This is a genomic window from Paenibacillus sp. HJGM_3, assembly GCF_045062745.1.
Classification (GTDB): domain Bacteria; phylum Bacillota; class Bacilli; order Paenibacillales; family NBRC-103111; genus Paenibacillus_AA.
On record NZ_JBJGED010000007.1, the window covers coordinates 196,481 to 218,384 of the forward strand.

Consider the following 21,904-nt stretch of genomic DNA (forward strand, 5'->3'; position numbering starts at 1 on the left):
TGAAAATGACAACATTAAAAAAGTCAAATAAATTATTCGAAATGACGAAATTGATCAATTCGAAATTCGAGTTGCGGGAAATTTGCCAAATTCTCGTGCATGCGATTGCCGGGGAGATTGCCGATGCCGATTTGGTAGGGTTCTTCCTGAAACACGAAGATGGTAGATTCCGCGGATTTGTTGCCAATAATCTTCCTGTCGATATTACGGAATTGACGATTGATCCGGAAGAAGATCTATTTGTAAAAGATATTTTGTCTACTCGAAAATGCGAGTATATCCCGAATACGAAAACTGACCCTAGACCCGATAAAGAAAAGCTGGAATTAACTAAAATTGAATCGATGCTTGGACTCCCCGTCATTGTAAACGACGAAATTTTTGCTCTTGTGTTTGTACACGACTTCGGTAAATCGATGAATCTGACGGAAGAACAAATTGAGACAACCGAAGCGTTTGTCAATATGGCCAGCGTTGCGATCAACAACATTCAAATGTTTGAGAAAATGCAAGACCTTCTAAAGAGAGAACAGCTTTTATTGGATGCGACCAATGCCTTATCCAAGTCGCTGTCGTTGCATGAGGTTCTGAGAACGTGCTTCGAGTTTTTAACTAAGACGACCGGCATCGAAGATGTAGGTCTGCATCTATATAACGAAAACGAAAGAATGTTCACAGCCTACGACTTATCGTCGGTGCATTTTACAGTAGAGGAATGGAAAGGGAAGCATAAGCAAGGTATTCGCTTAAGCATCGATGACGACCTCTTGTTTAAGGAAGTCGTCGAGACCAAAAAAGGGATCGCGGTTGAAGATGTATATGCGGACCCGCGCCCGAATCATAAGGCTTGCAAAACCTTCGGCATCGAGAGCTTATTGTTGATTCCATTGGTGGCGAAGGGCCAAGTTTTCGGCACGGTAGCACTGCCTTCCGTAGGGATTAAAAGAGTGTACAGCGCAAGCGAAATTGAGCTGTGCCAATCGATTGCAGATGTAACGGCTACTGCCTTATCCAACGCCATCTATGCGGAAAATTTGGATAACGCGGTAAAAGAACGAACGGCCGAACTGCAGCAGGCAAACTTCAAGCTCGAGGGACTGGTCAAGGAGCTGGAAACGGCCAGTCTTATGAAAAATGATTTTATCGCCTCGATCTCTCACGAGTTAAGGACACCGATAACCGCTATAAAAGGGACGATCGATATTTTTCAAAAAGGCATTCTGGGCAGCTTAAATCCGCAACAAATGGAATTGGTCGAAATGTCGAACAAGGCGGTTAACCGGCTTCTCAACCAAGTGAACGAACTATTGGATTTTGCCAAGCTGGAGAATGGGACTTTCGAGTTAAACTATGGGGATATCCTCATTGGCGACATGATTCGTGAAGCTGTTGTCATCATGGATCCCCTGATTAATAAAAAGAAACAACATTTGACAATCGAAGTAGAAGCTGGAGATCAAATGATTCACGTGGATCGTCAACGCATCTTGCAGGTGCTGCTCAATCTGCTGTCCAATGCCAATAAATTTACTCCCGACTTCGGACACATTACGGTCAAAGGGTATGCACAGGCATCTAAATACATATTTGAAGTGCGCGACAATGGAAGCGGCATTCCACTGGAGAAGCAGGATAGAATTTTCACGAAATTTTATCAAGTGAACAACCAATTGAACGGAACCGGATTAGGTTTGGCTATATCCAGGCAATTCGTCGAATTGCATAAAGGTGAAATATCTTTTACCAGCCATGAAGGTGAAGGGTCTACATTTCGGTTTATGCTACCCTTAAAGGAGAGAGAGACGCATGAGGGCAATTGAAGCAGGACTGAGATTTCTTGTTCAAATGGGCGTCAATCATATATTTGGAATACCGGCAGGCTCGATTAACGCGCTGTATGACGCCATGATCGACATCCCGGAATTAAGGTCCGTTATTGTCAAGCATGAGACCAGCGCCGGCTATATGGCTGCTTCCTATACACGTATCACGGGAGTTCCTTCCGTATGTGTAGGCTCAAGCGGCCCGGGAGCTACCAATTTGGTTTCGGCCGCTGCGAACGCGTGGGTGGAGAAGCTCCCCATCCTATTTATTACCGGCTCGGTGCCTTCGACTAAACTTGGAAAAGGCGGAGCACAAGAACTTGCCGCCGAGCCTATATTTTCCTCGATCACGAAGCTGAGCAAAACCGTGCTTGATCCTAAACGACTGCCGGAAGCGATTGCCCACGCCTATCATGTCGCGATTAGCGATGTTCCCGGACCGGTGCACCTGGCGGTGCCGATCAATATTCAAATGCAGGATATCGGAAATGTCCAGCCTCCTAAGCCGCATGAGCTAGCCTTTTCCCAGCAGGTGGACGATTTGACGATTCGGCGAGTGGCTCAATTGATCAGTGACTCCGGCTCCAAGGGTGTTCTGCTGTTGGGACACGGGGCGAAGGTGGCCCGCTCTGCCATCGTTCGATTGACGGAGTATACCGGATGGTACGCAGCTACGACGCCAAGAGGCAAAGGCGCATTTCCAGAAAACCACCCGCTCTCGCTCGGAGTATACGGATTGGCCGGCAACGCAAAGGCGATCGAATACCTGAATGGCAATGAACATCAAGTCCTCATGGTCATTGGTTCCAGTCTTGGAGAACTATCGACATGCAATTGGGATCCACGACTCGTAAAAGGCAAGAAGCTCATCCATATTGATATCGATGCGACGGAATTGGGAAAAAACTATATTCCGGACATAGCCGTTTGCGGAGATGCGGAAATCGTAGTTGAACAAACGCTTCGCCATCTGCACTCGTCCCAGTTTCCCGAGAGTCTAAGTAAGCTGCAGGCAACGATTCATGACGATCTCCTTGAGCCGGTCCAACCGAAGGAAGAGCAGGATTGGAACACCAAGATTGCCATTGAGCAGATTGGTGCCTGTGCTCCGCAGAACGCCCGCTTCTACATCGATATCGGGGAATTGATGACGTATGCCATTCAAAATATACGGATCACCCATGATCAACATTTTGATATCGACATCAACTTTGGCGCGATGGGCTCAGGTATCGGAGGAGCGATCGGAGCCAAGCTGGCGGAACCGCATAGGCCGGTTATCTGCATAACCGGAGACGGAAGCTTCTTCATGCACGGTTCTGAGGTGTTGACGGCCAAAGAATATCGAATCCCTTTACTCTTTTTTGTCATCAATAATGCTCGGTTAGGGATGGTTTACCATGGGCATATGCTCCAGTACAAACGGTGCCACGATGATTTTTCACAAGAGCGTGTAGATCTTTCGAAGGTAGTCGACTCGCTTGGGATTCGATCGGTACAGGTGAAATCGCTGGACGAGTTACAACCGGAGCAAATGCAACAATGGTTAAGCTATAACGAACCCGTCGTCATAGAGGTCGTTGTAGAAGGTAATGAGATACCGCCGATGGGGGAAAGAGTGAAGTTTTTGGAAGGCGCAACGTACTAACTCACCCGAAGGCGTACAAATGGCCTATATTTGTACGCTTTTTTGTTTTTACTAGGACTATAGACTTATAAATTGGGCGGTGCTACTATGAATATATCCAGTTTTCGACAATCCTCCTTCATTGGCAGGTGATACCGGTTGACAGAACACAAAAAAATCTTAATTGTCGAAGATGACGCTTCCATCACTCGTGTTCTTGAGATTATCTTAAATTCAAATAATTTCAAAGTGTATAGTACTGCCTTCGGTGAAAAGGTGAACGAACTGGTGGCAGAGATTCAACCGGATTTGTTTATTCTAGATATTGGCCTGCCTGATGCCAACGGAATTGACATCATTAGTGTAATTCGACAGCAAACTCAATCCCCCATTATTATGCTTTCAGGGAAAAATACGGACATTGAAAAAATTACTTGTTTTCAGTTAGGTGCTGACGATTACGTCGTGAAGCCTTTTAGCGCTGCGGAACTGGTTGCTCGCATTCAATCGCTGTTGCGGCGATATCGCTATACGTCCCCTTCCACTCCAACATCCGAAGAGGGATCCGAACAAAGCGAAGATACGAATTTGTTTCGAATCGACGTAGAACGGCATCGTGTGTTCATCAATTCCCAAGAGGTTTCCCTGACCAATAAGGAGTTTATGTTATTCCGATTATTGCATTCGAAGAAAGGGAAGGTCCTTTCCAGAGAGGTCATTTTGGATAACGTCTGGGGAATCGATAATTTGGATGTAGAGACACGGGCCGTAGATGCATGCGCAAGCCGGCTGCGTAAAAAGATTAAGGCTGTTTTGGATAAGGATATTATAGAGGGTGTCCCGGGAACCGGATATCGCTTTTTGGAAGATTAGGAGAATGGTTCCCCTATTACTTTGAACCAATCATCGGAGGGATTACATGTCAAACCGACGTCGGGGTGAGCGGCTGACACTAGATGAAGTAGTTGAACTTTCCTTACTATATCCGGAATCGCAACAACAAGGACCGCTTCTTGTAGACGAAATGAGCTATGAGTTCGCGAGGAAATATGGTGTACATTTAAACCTTTTGCTAACCGGGCTTCGGTTCAAGGGGAACGTCGATTTATCGGTAGGGCAAGAGATTTCTTTCCAAGTACCGGATCAGCATGGCTCCTTAAAAGGTGAAGTCGCCTGGAAAAAACAAATCAATGCGAGCGATTACATGTACGGGATCAAAGTACCGGTAATGGTAAACCGACGAAAAAACGAAAGAGTCGATCTCGAGGAGTCGCTTGAAATGACGCTCATCAAGCCCGAACATCAGGAGCATGACTCGTTTACGGTAGAGGAGATAAGTTACGGGCTAGGACGGAAGCATGGGGTGCACCTAAGACCGCTTGCAACCGGTTTGCGATTTTCCAGCAACTTGGACTTACCCGATGGGCAAGAAATTACTTTCCAGGTACCCACAGAAGAGGAAGTTTTAAAGGGGACCATAGTTTGGAAAGAGAGAAAGAGCGACGGGTGCATGCACTATGGTGTCCAGTTACATCCTTAACGACAAGGGACGGATTATCCGTCCCTTTGCTATTTTCCGGCACCGTCTGAAACACGAATTTTACAAGTTTATCACCGTATTGTTACACGAGAGGGATATACTTTTTTTAACATACTTAGGTTACCTTAATTTAAGGAGAACGATCGTGAATATATTGCTTGTAGATGACACGGGCTACATTCGAATCATTCTGAAACATGTGCTAACGGCAATCGGGTTTGAGGTGGTTGGCGAAGCGTCCGACGGTCAAGAAGCGGTTCGCATGTATAGGTCGCTCTCCCCGGATCTGGTCATTATGGATATTACCATGCCGCAGATGAACGGCCTCGAAGCGGTAAAATCCATTATCGGTTATAACCCCGATGCGAAAATCATCATGTGTTCCGCGATGGCCCAACGAAATTCGGTTGTTAGCTGTATAAAAGCGGGTGCCAAGGATTTTATTGCAAAGCCGTTTGAAATTAACACGGTTATTGAAGTGATCCAAAGAGTGATGGAGATTCCAATCGATTCAAAAATGTAGTAAGCATGCAGACGTAGAGTAAGGGATGGTGGACAATGTCTATTCGTATTTTAATGGTAGATGATGAACCGTTTAACCTGGATATACTGCGTATCTATTTTAAATCTCTGAATTACGAGGTGTATGAAGCGATCTGCGGGGCGGACGCACTGGATATGGTAGATAAGGTGAACCCCGACCTAATATTGCTGGACGTTGTGCTTCCCGATATTTCAGGCTACGAGGTTTGTAAGCAATTAAATGAATTTACGGATTTCGACACGCCGATCATTTTCTTATCGGCCAACACACAAAAAGAAGCCATTCTTAAGGGGTTGGAGCTGGGGGTATTCGATTATTTAACGAAACCGTTTGACTTAGAGTTGTTGGAAAAGAAAGTGAATATTGCGTTGCAGCATCGAAAGAGCAATAAGCGGGTGTTGAACAAACGCCTGGAGTCCGTCATTGGACAAGCTCGAGCCGATCGAAAGACATTATGCTTTGTGATGGTTCAAATCGACCAATTGGACCGAATCTATGACACCTTGGGTCAAGATGCGGTAGATGCTTTAGTACAAACGATGATGGTGCGTTTAAAGGAAAGCGGAACTGCCTTTACGACTATTTCTCGTCAAGGCTCGGATAAAATTCTCGCGGTTCTTTCCAACATTTCCGAATCCCAGGATGTAAAGAGAGAAACGAAGAAAATAACCCATCTCTTATCCAATCAACCCTATTTCGTCGAAGAAGGAGAACTATACATAACGATTAATATCGGAATCAGTGTATTTCCTTTTGACGGTGACAGCACGCAAACGTTAATCAAAAAAGCTGAAGTGGCCACGCACACGGCCAAACGATCCGGAGGCGGGAATAAATCCATGTTTTATAATCCTGACATGGACGGCCGCCTATCCAAAAGAATGCAGATGGAAAGCAAGCTCAGGCGAGCGCTCAAACGAAATGAGCTATCGCTGGTCTACCAACCGAAGATCAATATTCAGTCCGGGGAACTCATCGGATCGGAGGCATTGGTACGCTGGAACGATCCGGAATGGGGGATCGTGTCCCCGCTGGAATTCATTCCGATCGCGGAAGAAACCGGACTGATCGACTCCATTGGAAGGTGGGTGATTCAGACGGCTTGCGAACAAAATAAAAAATGGAACGATCAAGGGTTCCGGGATTTAACCGTGGCCGTAAATTTGTCGGCGCTCCAATTCGAAAATCCGGACTTATTACAGACGATCGTCGAGATTTTGAACCATACGTCGATGCCCCCCTGCTTACTTGAAATTGAAATCACCGAAGGGGTTCTGATTCATCATGCAGCGGAAACGATGAATTTGTTAAATGAATTTAAGAAATTGGGCATTCATATTTCGATCGATGATTTCGGGACCGGCTATTCGTCGTTAAGTTATTTGAAAAAGCTCCCGCTCGATTGTCTTAAAATTGATAAATCCTTTATTAAGGATATTACCCATGCCGGGGACAACTCGGTAGTTACGAATGCGATCATTTCCTTGGCTCAAGCGCTGAATTTAAAAGTAGTGGCTGAAGGCGTGGAAACGAATGAGCAGCTCCACTATTTGAGGAATAAACAATGCCATGAGGTCCAAGGGTTCCTGTTCAGTAAGCCGTTGTCCGCTGCAGATTTTGAAACCTATTTGCGTAGTCATCATCAAAATGCGAAACACTTCTCTTTCATGATGAGAAATTAAACTGGATGTGCTCCTATGAATGGAATGATCGACCTGAATATAGACGTTATTTTATTGCATAGTTTGATTTTGTTCATTTTCCATCTCTTATATTTAGTGACCAAAAGATTAATGAAAGAGGAACAACTGTTACAGGATCGTGTACAAATCAAAAACCGATCCTATATCCTCTATATCCTCATCATCGCGTGGGCTGCGCTTCTCCTTGATTTTGTTCATTTTCCTGCCGAGAGTCGATTGGAGACCGTCATTAAGCTTATGGAATGTACTTACATCCCTATTTGTATTTATCTATGCAGAGAAGTGTTGAAGTCACACAAACAATTTACAAAAAAATCCAAGCAATATTATGAAGCTTCCATTACGGATTCATTGACAAAGCTCCCTAACCGGAATGTGTTTTATGATCGGCTAACCCAATTGTTGCGCCAAGCGCGAGAACAGAAAACTTTAATTGCCGTTATGTATCTGGATTTGGACCAATTCAAGACGATTAATGATGAGTACGGGCACCAGTACGGCGATCGGGTATTGATGATTGTAGCGGAAAGGCTGCAAGGAAGCGTAAGGAGTTTTGATACAGTAAGCCGTTTTGGGGGAGACGAGTTTACGGTCATCGCCCCCAATATTAAACATATCGAAGATGCCGAGTTGATTGCCAAGAGATTTATGGCTTCCATTTCGGAACCTATTGAAGTGGAGGATTATCGGTTCTTGTTATCTGTGAGTATTGGCATCTGTTTTTTTCCAGGGGATGGCGATGTACCGGACATCTTGGTGAATAAGGCCGACTCGGCTCTATATCAGGCTAAAAAATTGGGGAAAAACAACTACCAGTTTTTCAAGAACGCTAACGCCAAAGGACCTCTGGAATGATCCGCTCCAGAGGATTTTCTTTTACGGATCCAGTCGTTGGCGGCGACGGCCGACGACGCAACAAAGCCGTATTTGTCCAACCGCCGCTCCGATTTGTCCATTCTTAAGGGTCATTCGAGTCGGTTAAAATGAAGGCATTACAGCATAGAGTCGGCTCTCGCTTAGGCAAAGGGGGTGAGTCGTTATGTAAAGACGGTAAAACGATCTAAAATGTAAGCGGTTACCAGAATGGCATCCATGCAGGCAGGAACACCAATTTATCAGAAACGAGGAATCTATTATGAACGATTTCGCATGGTTATCGGACCAAAGGTCCGAGCGGCTCCCCGCAGTCATCAAGCGGGCGGTCGCGATCGCGGTGTTCTTGGTCTTGCTGCTCGCCGCCTCCAAGTCGACTTTTGCCTACACAGATACGAGCAACATGACCGATGCGGACTTTTTCGCCAAAATCAATCTCGATTACCCCGGCCTCTCTACGGTCAAAGCGAATGTTCAAAGCGGGGACTATACCTCGGCCAAGGCGAATTTACTCACATACTTCAAAAACCGGACCAGTCCCGTCTATTTCACCGTAGGCACCGTCCCGGTTACTGCGCCTATGTCCTCGACGGCCGACGACTTGGTGGGCTATATCTTCAAATTCACCGACGGGCAAACCCGGAATTTCGCCGGCAATATCGATTGGGCTTACAACTGGTACCCGGACGACCCGAGTCAGTACGGGGGACCGCACTATTACATCATGGACTTCATGATGAACTCCATTCTGGCCCCGTCTTACAACGCGCTTTCCGCCGGCGACCCGAAACGGGCGCAATATGCGGACACATGGATGAAATTCACGCTTGAATATCTCACGGACGAAGGCAATTCGCTCGCCTTCGGTGTCGACAACAACCAATTGGACATGGCGAAGCGGATCGCCAACTGGATCAGCGCTTACACGGTGTTCAAGAACAGCTCGGTCATCGACGCGAACGGCAACGCCGCCTTTTTGAAGCATATGTGGCAGATGGCCGATATGCTGTATAACGGCATTGAAGGGACGAGCGGCAACAACTGGTACATGAGCGCCGTCTGGTCGATCTTCGCCTCGGGGACGTATTTCCCTGAATTCAAGGATGCCGAGAACTGGCGGGCGCGCAGCGAAGGCGCCACATACAAATATATGTCCAAAAACATGAAGGGCGACGGCATGAACGTCGAACCGGCGGAGGGCTACCATCACTACTCGCTGTCGCTCGCCGACCGGCTGCAGAAGCTGGCGGGCATGAACGGTAATCCCGTCCTGGGCGAGCTGGCGGAGCTGCTGGAGCGCGGCGGCGAAGTGCTGATGGATTTGCGACTGCCGAATTTCGAGACGCCGATGATCGGCGATACCGCGGAAAAGGATTTGAACATCAGCGGCTTGATGAGCGATTACGCCTCCAATTATGGACGGAGCGATTTCGAGTATATCGCAACGAATGGCGCGTCGGGAACGGTGCCGACCAGCCGCTCTGTACTGTATCCCAACAGCTTCGCGATTATGAAGAGCGGATGGGGCACGAACGACAAATATATGGCGATCGAGAACGAGGACACCGACTTTAACGGTTCCCACAGCCATCCGGACGATTTGAGCCTCATGATGTACGCGTACGGCAAGCGGCTTGTCGTCGATCCCGGAGTGAACGACTACAACAATAATGCGGCCAGCAACTGGCTGAGGGATACGACGCGGGCGCACAATACGATCGAGGTGGACAATTTAACCCAGGGTACGAATGACCGGAAGCATGTCAATTGGGTTTCGAACGGCGGCTTCGACTTTTACCACGGCCAGCATAGCGACTATTCGTCGCTCGGGATTGTCCATACCCGGAAAGTGTTTTTCGCCAAGCCCGACTTCTGGATCGTCTCGGATCTCATGACCGGCAGTACGGTGTCGAGGACGTATCGGCAATATTGGCATTTCATGCCGACGACCGTAACCATGGATCCGACGTCCAAGCGCGCCTCGACAAGCTTCGCGGGCGAAGCGAACGTCAAGGTGGTGCCGGCCGACCCTTCGTCGTTGACCGGAACGATTCACACGGATGGCTATTACTCCGACGACAGCGGCATAGTAGACAGCGGTGTCCAATATGTTCACTACGGCCGGACGGCGACCGGCAGCACGTCGTTCGATACCGTGCTGTTCCCGGAAGCGGCAGGCGCGAACAAAAACGTGACGGTCACGCGCCTGACGATGAGCGTGCCCGCCACTACGGCGACGGCGCTCCAAATCGACCAGGACGCCGGCAACAGCGGCAACGTCTCGACCTACTATCTCTCGCATGAAGCGACGCCGGGCACGCGCAGCTTCGGGACGTACAACTATAACGGCGAAATCGCCTATGTGGAAAAAACGTCGGCCGGGGCCTTGAAGACGGCGTCGATCGCTAGAGGCACGCTCCTCAAGGACGGGACAACGAATCTGATCAGCGCCACCGCGACCGTGCAGAACTTATCCGTCCAATATAACGGAACGACACTGGAACTGTACTCCAGCGATGTGCTGACACCGACGATCACGATCTACGCCCCGGGCGTGACGACCGTGAGGCTGAACGGCAGTGCCATCGGCTTCACGCCGAGCGGCAGCAACGTCATCGTAGGCGGCAGCTCGCTGCCGACCAGCGGCACGAGCGTGTTGATCGACAGCTTCGATGTAGCCGGCTTGACGAGCCAGACATGGGATTTCGAGAACGGACTCGAAACCGGCTGGAAGGAGAAGGTCGGGACGTGGAGCGTGCAGACCCAAGGCACGAGCAAGGTGTACCGCCAGTTCGATAGCAGCCAGGTGAGCGCGACGACGGTGACGGACAGCAAATGGACCGACGTGCTCGTCGAAGCGAAAGTGACGACGCTGGCCTCGAACGGCAGCTATAACGGGGTGGGCCTGTATGCGCGGTACCAGGATCCGGCCAACAACTACTTGTTTCAATATTATACGAACGGCGGGTCACCGCAGCTCATGATCACCAAGAACTTCGACGGCACGAGTACGAATCTCGCCAGCGTCGCGTATACGATGAACCATAACACGACCTATACGCTCAAAGCGGTCGTCAGCGGCAACGTGCTGAAGTTCTACGCCAACAACGTGCTGCAGCTGACCGCATACGACACCGATGTGTTCATTGGCAAGGCCGGGCTGTACGCCCACAGGCGCGATGCGTACTTCGATGACGTGAAGGTGAACGAGATCGTCGACGGCGACACGTGGGAGATCGGCAAAGGCCATTTCCTCATCAACAACTTCGAGCTGTTCTCCGACAGCCTGAACGACACGAACTCGGAGATCCGGACGGTGAACCAAAACGATTGGTACGATTATATCGGAGAGGCGAAGGTGAAGGTCGTCGCTTGGGGGACGGCGCCGGGACGCGCCGGGCTCGTCGCCCGCTCGCTGGACGGCAACGACGGCTACCGCTTCATCGTCTATAACGATGGCACGACCCGCAAGCTTCGCATCGAGAAGGTCGTGGAAGGCCAACTCGCGGACGCCGTGCCGGTCGTACTGGCGGAGAAGGTGTACACGTTCAACACGGGCACCTATTATACGTTCCGGGCTGTAGTCGACGGCGGCATCCTGAAGTTCTTCGTCAACGGAACGGAAGAGCTGTCCGCTTATGACACGCTCATCCGCAAAGGCGGCTTCGGCATGCACGCCTCGAAGGCGCAAGTCCGATTCGATGATGCATCCGTGCAATTGATTCCGTAAGCAACGGAAACGCAAGCTCTTGAATAAGCCGCGGGCCGCCGAATGGTATTCGGCGGCCCGTACTCATGCAAGAGAGTGCTGAAGCGCTTGTTCGTCCGGACTCATCGCTTTCAGCTGTTTCATATACAGGTTGCGATACACGCCGTTTGCAGCGAGTAATTCCCGGTGGTTGCCCTGCTCTACGATCGTCCCGTGGTCGAGGACGAGAATCTGATCTGCGCGGACGACCGTCGCCAGCCTGTGCGCGATAATGAACGTCGTGCGATCCTTCATGAGCCGCTCGAGCGCCTCTGTCACGAGCGATTCGGACTCGGCGTCGAGCGCCGAGGTCGCTTCGTCGAGGATCAAGATGCGCGGCTGCTTCAGCAGCGCGCGAGCGATCGCGATCCGCTGCTTCTGCCCGCCGGACAATCGGACGCCACGTTCGCCCACAAGCGTCTCGTAGCCGTGCTCCATCTCCATGATGAAGCCATGGGCGTTGGCCGCCTTGGCTGCGGCTTCGATGTCTTCTCTCGTCGCATCCGGATTGCCGTAACCTATATTCTCGAGCAGCGTACCCGTGAACAGCACATTATCCTGCATGACGACGGCGATCTGCCGGCGCAGATCGTACAGATCGAGTTGCCGGATATCCACCCCGTCGAGGAACACGGTGCCTTCATCCGGATCATAGAAGCGGGGGATTAAGTGAATGAGCGTCGTCTTCCCCGCTCCGCTGGGACCGACGAGAGCGATCACCTCGCCGGGACGCGCCTCGAAGCTGATGTGCTTCAGGGCCGATTGGGTTTCCTGCACGGTAGGCGGCGGGTCCATCCGGGTCTTGGGCGGAATCAGATAAAACTTTTTGGCCGGTTTGATCAATTCCACCAGATCCGGATCGACAGGGTCGCGATTCGGAACCTTAGGAGCCGGTGACGGGCGATCCATCACATAAGTGAACGAGACGCGCTCGAACCGAATCCCGCCTTTGCACGAGGGCAGGGGTAAAGCGTTCTCAGGACTCTTAACCTCAGGTTCGATATCCAGAACCTCGAAGATGCGTTCAATGTTGGAGAGCGAGTTCTGGATCGTCGCATTCGCTTCCGCGAATCGTTGAATCGGGCCGTACAGCTGCCCCAGATAGGCTTGGAAAGCCACGAGCGCCCCGATCGTCAGGTGTCCCCGCAGCACCAGCGTGCCTCCTGCCAGCCAGATGATCAAGTTGCCGGTTTGCGTGAACGACTGGCTGATACGTCCCAGAGACGAGGCGAGCCGTTGCGCTTGATTGGCGAAGCCGATGTGGTGCTTCGCTTGCTTTTCGAAGCGCTGCATTTCTTTCGTTTCCTGGTTGTACGACTGCACGACCTTCATGCCGCCGATCCGCTCCACTAGCAGCCCGTTGATGCGCTCCATCTGCCGATGGACCGTCCGCCATGTTAAGCGAATCCTTACGTTCATGTTCGTGAAGGTCAAGTAGTAGAGCGGGAGCATCCACAACGACAGGAGTGCGAGCTGCCAATGCAGCGTGAACAGCATGAAGCCGGCGAACAGCACGAGAAACAGATCGATGATCAAGGTGATAAGCCCGCTCGTTACTATATTTTGCGCACCGTTCACGTCGTTGATCACTCTCGAGACGATGCTGCCGACCTGGCGGTTGTCATAGAAGCGCTGGGACAGCAGCTGCATATGGCGGTACAACTGGTGCCGGATATCGTACACCATCTGATTGCCCAGCCGGAATGTCGTGGTGCTTCGCAGGAAGTTCAGCCAGATCCCGATTATATACAAGCCGGCCAGCAAAGCAACAACCTCTCCGAGCGTCCAAGCGCTCGGCTTCCCTGGAAGTACTTCATCGATCAAGATTTTCGTCATCCATGGCGAAATCATCGGCACGGCGAAGTTCAAGATGCCGAGTCCGATAATGGCCAACAATCGCAGCCGATAAGGCTTCAGAAATACCAGATACCGCTTAAACAGCTTCGTATTGCTCCCCAATCCCCCAACCCCCCTGTATCTACGCTCAATAGCACTTCACACAACCTAACACAAAAAATCCCAATAAGAAATGAACGATTCCATCAAAAAACATGGACAATATTGGATTTTTAAGTGGAGGCTGTCAGCGGATAGGATAAGGGTTCGAGAACGACGTTCACTCGAAGCTCAAGCAAACGGCCGCAACGGTATAAGCCGGCACATCGAAAGAAACCATCTCGCGATCGGTCCGAACTTCCGTAGCGTCCGGCATCTTCCGTTCATTCGAATCGACCAAGTAAGCTTCGGACACGGCTTGGAAAAGACGAAGCTTCACCGTCGTCGGCTGTCCTTCCGTCTCGTAAACGCGGACGATCCAGCGACTCCCGTCATGATCCTCCGGCATCTTCACGGCGGATACGGCCACCGATCCTTCCATCAGCTGCAGGAAGGTGGAGCGGGTCGACTTCTTGCCGCCGTGCGCCGTTCCCGACAGCACGCTGAGCGGGTGGTTGAACCGGTATGCGGTTTCGATAATTTCACGGTTGCTCTTGAAGTCGACTACGCTTACCGCCAAGCTGATTTTGTGATGATTGCCGAGCTCCGGATACGGGTCGGGGTCGAAGGAGCTGCGAATTAACGAGACCGACAGCGAATCGTCCGTGCCGCGAAATCCGTATTTATTGGTCGTCACGACCATGACCCGTGGTTTTCCTTCATCCTGCTGCATGCCGAGCGCCCAACTGTTGCCCGGCACGTCCATTTCAAGCGGCTGGCGCTCGATGACGCCGAAGGGGACATCGTATTTGTACGAGCTGCACTCGTGGGCAAGCGGCCAATGGAAGTTCAGCTGGGGAATGCTGTGGCCTGGTTTGCCGATCTCCTGCCAATCGCATTCGGCTTGGAAGTGGAGATACGGGCTGTTCCGGTCGAGCGAGACCGCCACCTTCAATGTGGAGCGGCCGAATTCGAGCTCGTAGCTGAGCGACTGGCGCAGTGTTCCTTGCTCCGCTTTTTTCAACTTGACGTTCTGATGCACGCTCGCGATGCTCATGTAGCGGCCGACCCACCAAGCGCTCATGCCTTTGTTCGGGTCCTCCTGAATCAGGCGGAACAGGCCGGCCGGGCGCGACCGGTCAATCATTTCTTCGCCGGAAGGCTTATGGACCATCGATACGACGGTCGCATCGAGGGAGTTGAACGTTACTTTGAGTATCTCATTTTCCAGGACGAACTGGTCTTCACGATCTACCCGCGGATCGGCCGGCAAGAACGGTTTCACCGCATCATCACCTGGAGATATGGTGTACGTGGCGTACCCGCATGCCGGCACATTGGCGTGAATGAGCAGCCGCATATAATGATGGCCCCAGTAGCTGTTAAAGTTATGGTCGATCAATTGATATGCCGCATCGTTCCCTTCACCGTCCCGGACGAGCAGCGTCCGGATCGGAGTCTTCCAGTCCCACAGGATGAACTCTACCGGTTCCTCGCGGACATGAAGTGAGGGGTTGAAAATATGCACGATCCTCGTAAGGCCGTTCCCGCGCTCGACTTGTGTAATTTTATACGCCATCGTACCGAATCCCGCGCCGGCGCCTTCGGATACCGATAGCTTATCTTCCGGTCCTCCCAGATGGGAGGTGTCTATGCTCGCGGCGATGCGTTCCAAGGCCAGCTTGCGGTTCGTGCCCGCGATCGCCATCGTATTCTGAAACAAGCCGAGCGCATGTTCGCGGGTTTCGATCACGCCTGAGCCGGGCAGGATGTCGTGAAATTGATTGAACAACACGTTTCTCCAAGCCTCCTCGTACGCCGCTCGAGGGTAGGTGAAGCCAGTCGCCGCCGCTGCCGCGGAGCTGAACAATTCGGCCTCGTTCAAGGCGGCTTCACCGATCCGGTTGGCCGTTTTGATCCGTGTCTGGGACGTGTAACATCCGGTGAAGACGAAGTTGAGCTCGCCGCGGACGACCGGGAGCCGATCGCTCAACGGTTCCAACAGCTTGTAATAATCGGCATACGTGCCAAAGTGAATCGTCGGGTAAACCGGCCAATCCGTCATATCCTTCAGCCGCTCCAAGTCCCGCCTCGTCGGACCGCCTCCGTGATCTCCAACCCCATAAACGTGCAGATGCGTCTTCAAGCCGGTTTGCCGGCATATATCAGGCACATACGAGCCAAGCATCGGCTGGGTGGAGTCGATGTACCAGGTCGGCTCGCGGTACACGAGGATCGACCGGCCGGACGGCGCCTCCCAGCGGTAGGCGATATGCCCGTCGAAGCCCCGGCAATGGTAATAAAACTTGACGCCGCCGTTCGCGAGAATTTCCGGTACATGAAGGCTATGTCCGAACGTATCCGGCTCGAAATCGAGATTCAAGCGGTCCGCCTCGATGTCGAACAGGCTGGACAAGTATCGTCTCGCATACAGCAAATGCCTGGTCAAGCTCTCCCCGCTCGGCATGTTTTTGTCCGCTTCCACCCAGTGCGACGCCGAGACCTCCCAACGACCCTCCCGGACCCGAGTCTTAATTTCCTCCAGCATTTCCGGCGCATACTGCTCGACGATCCGATAGATCGACGCCTGGGACTGGGAAAACCGGAAGAACGGATATTCCTCCATTAATTTCAGCATCGTGCGGAACGTATCCAGCGTCACCGCTACCGTCTCGTCCCAGGGCCACATCCAGTTCATATCGATGTGGGCATGCGCGACACAGAGGATGTCGTAGCTCTTCGCCTCCGAAGCAAGTCCGCTCAGCATCTGTTCGGCATGCAGCGCGGTCTGTTTGGTGATGACTCCTTCTTCGGCGATCCGGCCTTCCACATAGGTCAGTGACGTTTCAATTTGGGGATTGAACTTCCGATCATGGACCTTTGACAGTTCATGAGCAAATACCAGCTGCGAAATAATCCGCTCGCCCCAATAGCCCGGCGAGGACTTGATTTTCTCATCCCAGTAGCTTTGGGGCACGGAGCCGAGGAGCTGCCTTAACCGTGAATCGATCGATTGCATTCCAATCCCTCCATCCTTAAATTGAATACCTATATGCCCAATATATCACATACCAAATTTGTATATTGGTATTTTTGTGTGCTACACTTATGCATATTGCACGTGAACGGAGGATAGACATAGGTGAACCGCGACACGAAACGCATTCCATTATACTTTCAAATCCGAGACTATATTCTTGAGCAAATTCACAGGGACCATTGGCGCGTGGACGATCAGCTGCCTACGGAAGCGGAATTGGCCGTTCAGTTCGACGTAAGCCGGTTTACGGTCAAAAAAGCGCTGTCCGAGCTCGTGCGGCATGGCCTCGTCTATCGCATTCAGGGAAAAGGGACTTACATCAAGGGCACGGCTCCTGACGCGCGCGAGAATCATTCGCAATCGGCGGAGCCTCCGGGCGGAGCGGCGTTCCGACCTGTCGTTTTTGTGTGTCCGAACGTTCAGAGCGCTTTGGCCGCGAACATCTTGGCCGGCATCGAAGAGCAGCTCTCGGGGAACGGCTGCCAGGTCGTGTATCGGTCATCCCGGAACGAGCCGGAGACCGAGCGCCGCATTTTGCAGGAGAGCGTACGACTGGGTGCGAAAGGCATCATTGTGTTTCCGGTCGACGGCGAGTCCTACAGCGAAGAATTGCTGCGCCTCACGCTGAACCAATTTCCGGTCGTCGTGATCGACCGCTACCTGCGCGGGGTCGAGACGAACTGTGTCTGTTCCGATCACGCCGGAGGCGCATTCGATGCCACATCGTATTTGCTCGGGCAGGGGCATACCAACATCGCCTTCGTTTCCGTACACGGCCGGACCACGACGAGCCTGGAAGATCGATTGACCGGTTATGAGCGGGCGCTCGCCCAGCATCATATCCCGGTAGACCATCACCGCTGTCTCTTCGAACTGGCAGCCGATCGCCGCGAGGAGGAAGTCCCGTTGGATTGGAGAGCGACTGTTCAATCGTTCTTGGAACGTAACCGCGATGTCACCGCGGTGTTCGCGGCAACAACAGCGAGCGGGCTTGCGGTCCTGGAGGCCGCGGAGGCGCTGGGTATCCGGGTGCCGGAGCAGCTGTCGGTCCTTTTTTTCGACGATTATGTACATTCCTCGCTCTCCCGCATCCCGCCCAGCTGTATCGTTCAGCCCGAACACGAGATCGGCGAGGAGGCGGCGAAACTGCTGCTGTCCGTCATGGACAACCCCTTGCAGGAACGGAGGAAAATTGTACTTCCTACACGTCTGGTGCTGCGTCAATCGACGGCCGTGCCTCTTCGGGAGTAATTGTTCGGCTTATTTGTGCCGAATCACCAACCTGCGTTAATAGTTCAGTGAACTTCACGACCAAGAACCTTTGAAGAGATCGGCTTCAGAGGTTTTTTCTTATTCCAGAATAACAAAGGAAATGTAAAGCCCGTCTATTCCATGGCTTATTGCTTGCATGCCACGATATGGAATGCATGGGAAAGGGGGATATCGTTTAACGACTTACAACAGGTCATACATCAAGCCTTGCATCAAGCTGGGTTGGTAGTGAGAAGGGAACCGTAAACGTTCAAAGGAGGAATGTTATGAGCAGGAAATCAAGTTGGCATCGAGGGTTGAATCTGCAATCGATTCCCGGCGACCGTCACATTGTAGTCATGCCATGTGTCCAGGAATGCCTCTGATTCGTTCTGAAACCTCGTTTCGCGATAATGGCAGGATTGCTCTCTTACTTCGCGAATACTTCTAGTCTGGAGATTTTGCGAAGTTCGTGAAAAAGACGTTAGGTGAAACTCTCAAAACATTAGAATAAATATTAATTCGCGTCTTTTATTACCTGGCTGAAGGTCTCGAAATAAGAAAGGAATGTAATCTTGATGAATTTCGTTCATTAACCTATTGGTAAAAATTATTCATCATTTACTATTAATAGCTTCAATCGGATTTGCCTTTTTTCTATACTCGGATGACTATGATTTCTTTCCCTGGGCCACACATGATGAGGGTCTAAAGTTCTTACATCTCATTATCAGCATTCCTTTGCCGTTATTAAGTGCAATAGTAATAAATGCTTTTATAAGAAGAGATGGCGGAAAAATACATTTATATTTACTTAAGTTTTATCCGGTAATTTGTCTCTTTCTAATTTCAGGTTACTTCTTTCTAATTAATTCATTAAATCCAATATTACTAAGGATAGGTTTTGGTATTACGACAGGTCTTTTATTGATTGAAATTTATCTGATGATATATGACTTAATAAGAAACAATGAAAGTAAATTCGGAGAGGCTGAGAGCATCACCTAACACCGTATTCACGCTGCGGTCGGCTGCGCCGACCTTGGTCTGCCCGAAGCTTATTCAAGGAAGTGGAATCAGGCAGACAACCCAACACTGGCTAACCGCGTCGCGGCCGGCCCTGGAGGGCCTTAAGCCAGTGAGGGTTCGTGAATACAAGAACGTTAGACGAAAGTACGATGTTCAATATTAAGAAGGAAGTGAAGAGCAAATGAGAAATGTTAGTTTATTGATTGCAGGGTTATTAACGATAATTATGTTTCTGTTCTATCAACTTCTAGAATTAAAACAAGAAGTACGAAATAATAATAATAATTCAAACCAAGTGGTTACGATGCAAGGGAACCTTGGTCTCATTGGTCAGAATAATTTGTCTGGCGGCACTTCGCAGGATGGTTACTGGTTGTATAAAGAAGATGAGAAACAGGTCTATTTTTTTAGATACGACAAAGAGAAAGATTCAATAATACAAATCAAAAAGAATATCAGACAGTAATAAATTATTAAACAATCCGGGTATTTCAATGTACCTTCGTCTAACACCGTATTCACGCTGCGGCGGGCTTTGCCGACCTTGGTCTGCCCGAGGAATTTCGAGGAAGTAGAATCAGGCAGACAACCCTGCACCGACTAACCGCATCGCGGCCGGCCCTGGCGGGCCTTAAGTCAGTGAGGATCCGTGAATACAACAACGTTAGCTGAAATTGCAATGATTAAAAAGAGGTGAATCAATTGATCCTTTGGATTAATGGAGCATTTGGATCAGGTAAGACAACAATATCGTACGAATTAAAGAGAAGAATACCCAACTCGTTTGTTTATGATCCTGAGAATGTTGGCTATTTCATTAGAAAGAATGTTCCAAAACAAATATTAAAAGACGATTTTCAAGATCATGTTATATGGAGAGAGATTAACTTTTCAATTCTTCAAACAATCAGCGATGAATTCCCCGGCATTATTATTGTTCCTATGACGATTGTAAACCCTCAATACTTTAATGAAATTATAGATAAATTAAGATCAAGTGGAGTTGAAGTCAATCATTTTACCTTACTAGCAAACCGTGAAACATTGTTAAAGAGATTGAAAAGCAGAGGGGATAATGAAAACTCATGGCCTGCCAATCAAATTGATAGATGCATATCTGGCTTATCTCAAGATTTGTTCAAAGTACATATTCAGACGGATAACTTAACAACAGAAGAAATAATTAACTACATTTCAAGAGAGTGTAATATTAAGTTGCAACCGGACAATAGAGGATTCATAAAAAAGAAAATAGATAGATTAATAACTCAAATTAAACATTATAGGTTCTAATAGCAATTGGAAGCCAGCTCAAAGTAGGAAATGGCTTCGGCTAACACCGTATTCACGCATCGCAGCCTGGTGGCTGCTCGGTCCGACAGAAAGCATTTCGAGGAAGCGGTATCAGGCGGACAACCCTTCGAACCTAACCGCATCGCGGCCGCCCCGTTGGGGCTTAAGGTTCCCGGGTTCGTGAATACAAGAACGTTATCGGAAATCAATGCAAAACAGAACTAACAGCGAGAGGAGATGGTCGAATGAAAATAGGATCAATCGTGATCCACTGTTATGAATTCAATCGCATGGTGGAATTTTGGCAGGCAGTGCTCCACTATGTTCCTCGAGATGCTGATTACAACGATTGGGTAGTGTTATATGACCCTAAAGGAAAAGGCCCTAATATATCTTTCCAAGCAAGAAACAGGCGAGCAGGACGAAGAAACTGGATACACCTAGACTTGTATACGAATGACCAAGAGGGAGAAGTTGATAGGTTGCTACTTTTAGGTGCACGCCGCTATCCATGGCGATATCCTCCATACGCAGACTACGTTGTGTTGGAAGATCCTGATGGCAATCTATTCTGCGTTGTTCAAAAGACTGAGAATTTGGGAATATAATAATTTCGTAATAATCACCGCAATATAGACTTGTCTTCTCGCAGGAATTTGACATCCGATAACACCGTATTCCCGCGTCGGGCCGACATGCGTCGACCCTAGGTCCGCCCGAGGCATCTCGGAGAAGTTGATCCAGGCGGACAACACTGCGAACCTAACCGCCTCGCGGCCGCCCCGTTGGGGCTTAAGGTTCTCGGGTTCGTGAATACGAGAGACGTTAGAAATCGATCAAAAAGCATATTAACTTGGGGGGAGCACTGTTTGAAGGAATTATATGTAGTTCGACACGGAGAAGCTGAGCATTTGCTCACAGGGACAGTGGGAGGCTGGACAAATACATCGTTAACTGATCTTGGAAGAGAACAAGCAAGAAATACGGGAAAGAGATTAAGAAAATTTCTTGGTGGAAGAGCGATTAATTATTATAGTAGTGATCTTTCACGAGCAAGAGAAACAGCAGAAATAATCGCTGATGAGATCCTATCATCACCGACAATTAGTGACCATCTAAGGGAACTAAATAATGGAATTGCTGCGAATAAGTCAAAAGAAGAAGCAGAAAAATTAATGTTACCTCTTACAGAACCTGCTATAGATTGGGTGCCTTATCCAGAAGCAGAAAGCTGGAATATGATGCGTATGAGAATCAATAATTTTATGGACCGAATACTTAACGATAAGCATGATACAACCCTAATAGTATCACATGCAAATTCAGGGATCTCGATAATTCATTGGTGGTTAGAGTTTCCTGAAGAAGTAATATCAAGAGTATCATTCAAAGTGGCGCCTTGTAGTATAAGTCATTTAATCATAAATAGTTGGGGCGAAAAAACAATTTCAAAACTTAATGACACCTGTCATTTAGAAACTTGTGGGTAGTTCGACGA

Annotated in this window: 15 protein-coding genes; 13 read left to right on the forward strand and 2 right to left on the reverse strand. The window is 49.7% G+C overall.

Features of this window, described 5'->3' with window-relative positions:
* Positions 1-5 precede the first annotated feature (5 nt).
* The 8 genes from ACI5FR_RS10535 to ACI5FR_RS10570 all read left to right on the forward strand — a co-directional run bounded on the left by ACI5FR_RS10535 (position 6) and on the right by ACI5FR_RS10570 (position 11,840).
* Positions 6-1,820: a GAF domain-containing sensor histidine kinase gene (locus ACI5FR_RS10535; RefSeq protein WP_405454126.1), complete on the forward strand. Its 1,815-nt coding sequence runs from the start codon at positions 6-8 to the stop codon at positions 1,818-1,820.
* Positions 1,807-3,471: a thiamine pyrophosphate-binding protein gene (locus ACI5FR_RS10540; protein ID WP_405454129.1), complete on the forward strand. Its 1,665-nt coding sequence runs from the start codon at positions 1,807-1,809 to the stop codon at positions 3,469-3,471. Before ACI5FR_RS10535 ends, ACI5FR_RS10540 begins: the two co-directional genes overlap by 14 nt.
* Before the next feature lie 138 nt (positions 3,472-3,609).
* Complete coding sequence (locus tag ACI5FR_RS10545; RefSeq protein WP_405454132.1) at positions 3,610-4,323, forward strand: response regulator transcription factor; 714 nt, start codon at positions 3,610-3,612, stop codon at positions 4,321-4,323.
* Between the two features lie 46 nt (positions 4,324-4,369).
* Entirely contained in the window at positions 4,370-4,990 is a 621-nt protein-coding gene (locus tag ACI5FR_RS10550; protein WP_405454135.1) for a hypothetical protein, read from the forward strand.
* Positions 4,991-5,135: 145 nt separating this feature from the next.
* Positions 5,136-5,513 carry a response regulator gene (locus ACI5FR_RS10555; RefSeq protein ID WP_405454138.1) on the forward strand — a complete coding sequence of 126 codons (378 nt, stop codon included), beginning with the start codon at positions 5,136-5,138 and terminating at the stop codon, positions 5,511-5,513.
* Between the two features lie 35 nt (positions 5,514-5,548).
* Positions 5,549-7,216 (forward strand): two-component system response regulator, encoded by a 1,668-nt coding sequence (locus ACI5FR_RS10560; protein ID WP_405454141.1) that lies wholly within the window; start codon positions 5,549-5,551, stop codon positions 7,214-7,216.
* Between the two features lie 15 nt (positions 7,217-7,231).
* Positions 7,232-8,092, forward strand: coding sequence for a diguanylate cyclase domain-containing protein (locus ACI5FR_RS10565; protein WP_405454144.1), 861 nt, complete (start codon positions 7,232-7,234; stop codon positions 8,090-8,092).
* Between the two features lie 280 nt (positions 8,093-8,372).
* Positions 8,373-11,840 carry an alginate lyase family protein gene (locus ACI5FR_RS10570; RefSeq protein WP_405454148.1) on the forward strand — a complete coding sequence of 1,156 codons (3,468 nt, stop codon included), beginning with the start codon at positions 8,373-8,375 and terminating at the stop codon, positions 11,838-11,840.
* Positions 11,841-11,903: 63 nt separating this feature from the next.
* Here ACI5FR_RS10570 and ACI5FR_RS10575 read toward each other — a convergent pair whose 3' ends face one another.
* Positions 11,904-13,817, reverse strand: coding sequence for an ABC transporter ATP-binding protein (locus ACI5FR_RS10575; RefSeq protein WP_405454151.1), 1,914 nt, complete (start codon positions 13,815-13,817; stop codon positions 11,904-11,906).
* Between the two features lie 157 nt (positions 13,818-13,974).
* The gene (locus tag ACI5FR_RS10580; protein WP_405454154.1) at positions 13,975-16,812 is read right to left on the reverse strand and encodes an alpha-mannosidase; all 2,838 of its coding nucleotides are present in this window, start codon (positions 16,810-16,812) and stop codon (positions 13,975-13,977) included.
* 123 nt (positions 16,813-16,935) lie between these two features.
* Between ACI5FR_RS10580 and ACI5FR_RS10585 the strand changes: the two genes are divergently transcribed.
* From ACI5FR_RS10585 to ACI5FR_RS10605, 5 genes are all read left to right on the forward strand, one after another.
* Positions 16,936-18,084: a GntR family transcriptional regulator gene (locus tag ACI5FR_RS10585; protein WP_405454157.1), complete on the forward strand. Its 1,149-nt coding sequence runs from the start codon at positions 16,936-16,938 to the stop codon at positions 18,082-18,084.
* Between the two features lie 1,210 nt (positions 18,085-19,294).
* Positions 19,295-19,579, forward strand: a complete 285-nt coding sequence (locus ACI5FR_RS10590) for a hypothetical protein (protein ID WP_405454159.1) — start codon at positions 19,295-19,297, stop codon at positions 19,577-19,579.
* 236 nt (positions 19,580-19,815) lie between these two features.
* Positions 19,816-20,406, forward strand: coding sequence for an AAA family ATPase (locus ACI5FR_RS10595; RefSeq protein WP_405454162.1), 591 nt, complete (start codon positions 19,816-19,818; stop codon positions 20,404-20,406).
* Between the two features lie 245 nt (positions 20,407-20,651).
* A complete protein-coding gene (locus ACI5FR_RS10600; RefSeq protein ID WP_405454165.1) occupies positions 20,652-21,014 on the forward strand; it encodes a VOC family protein in 363 nt (120 codons plus the stop codon).
* Between the two features lie 261 nt (positions 21,015-21,275).
* On the forward strand, positions 21,276-21,896 hold the full coding sequence (locus ACI5FR_RS10605) for a histidine phosphatase family protein (protein WP_405454168.1): 621 nt from the start codon (positions 21,276-21,278) through the stop codon (positions 21,894-21,896).
* Positions 21,897-21,904 lie beyond the last annotated feature (8 nt).

What these genes read in the sequence shown, in the direction of transcription:
- ACI5FR_RS10535 (WP_405454126.1), top strand. Translation starts at nt 6, where the DNA reads ATGACAACATTAAAAAAGTCAAATAAATTATTCGAAATGACGAAATTG.
- ACI5FR_RS10540 (WP_405454129.1), top strand. Translation starts at nt 1,807, where the DNA reads ATGAGGGCAATTGAAGCAGGACTGAGATTTCTTGTTCAAATGGGCGTC.
- ACI5FR_RS10550 (WP_405454135.1), top strand. Translation starts at nt 4,370, where the DNA reads ATGTCAAACCGACGTCGGGGTGAGCGGCTGACACTAGATGAAGTAGTT.
- ACI5FR_RS10560 (WP_405454141.1), top strand. Translation starts at nt 5,549, where the DNA reads ATGTCTATTCGTATTTTAATGGTAGATGATGAACCGTTTAACCTGGAT.
- ACI5FR_RS10565 (WP_405454144.1), top strand. Translation starts at nt 7,232, where the DNA reads ATGAATGGAATGATCGACCTGAATATAGACGTTATTTTATTGCATAGT.
- ACI5FR_RS10570 (WP_405454148.1), top strand. Translation starts at nt 8,373, where the DNA reads ATGAACGATTTCGCATGGTTATCGGACCAAAGGTCCGAGCGGCTCCCC.
- ACI5FR_RS10580 (WP_405454154.1), bottom strand. Translation starts at nt 16,812, where the DNA reads ATGCAATCGATCGATTCACGGTTAAGGCAGCTCCTCGGCTCCGTGCCC.
- ACI5FR_RS10590 (WP_405454159.1), top strand. Translation starts at nt 19,295, where the DNA reads ATGAGAAATGTTAGTTTATTGATTGCAGGGTTATTAACGATAATTATG.
- ACI5FR_RS10600 (WP_405454165.1), top strand. Translation starts at nt 20,652, where the DNA reads ATGAAAATAGGATCAATCGTGATCCACTGTTATGAATTCAATCGCATG.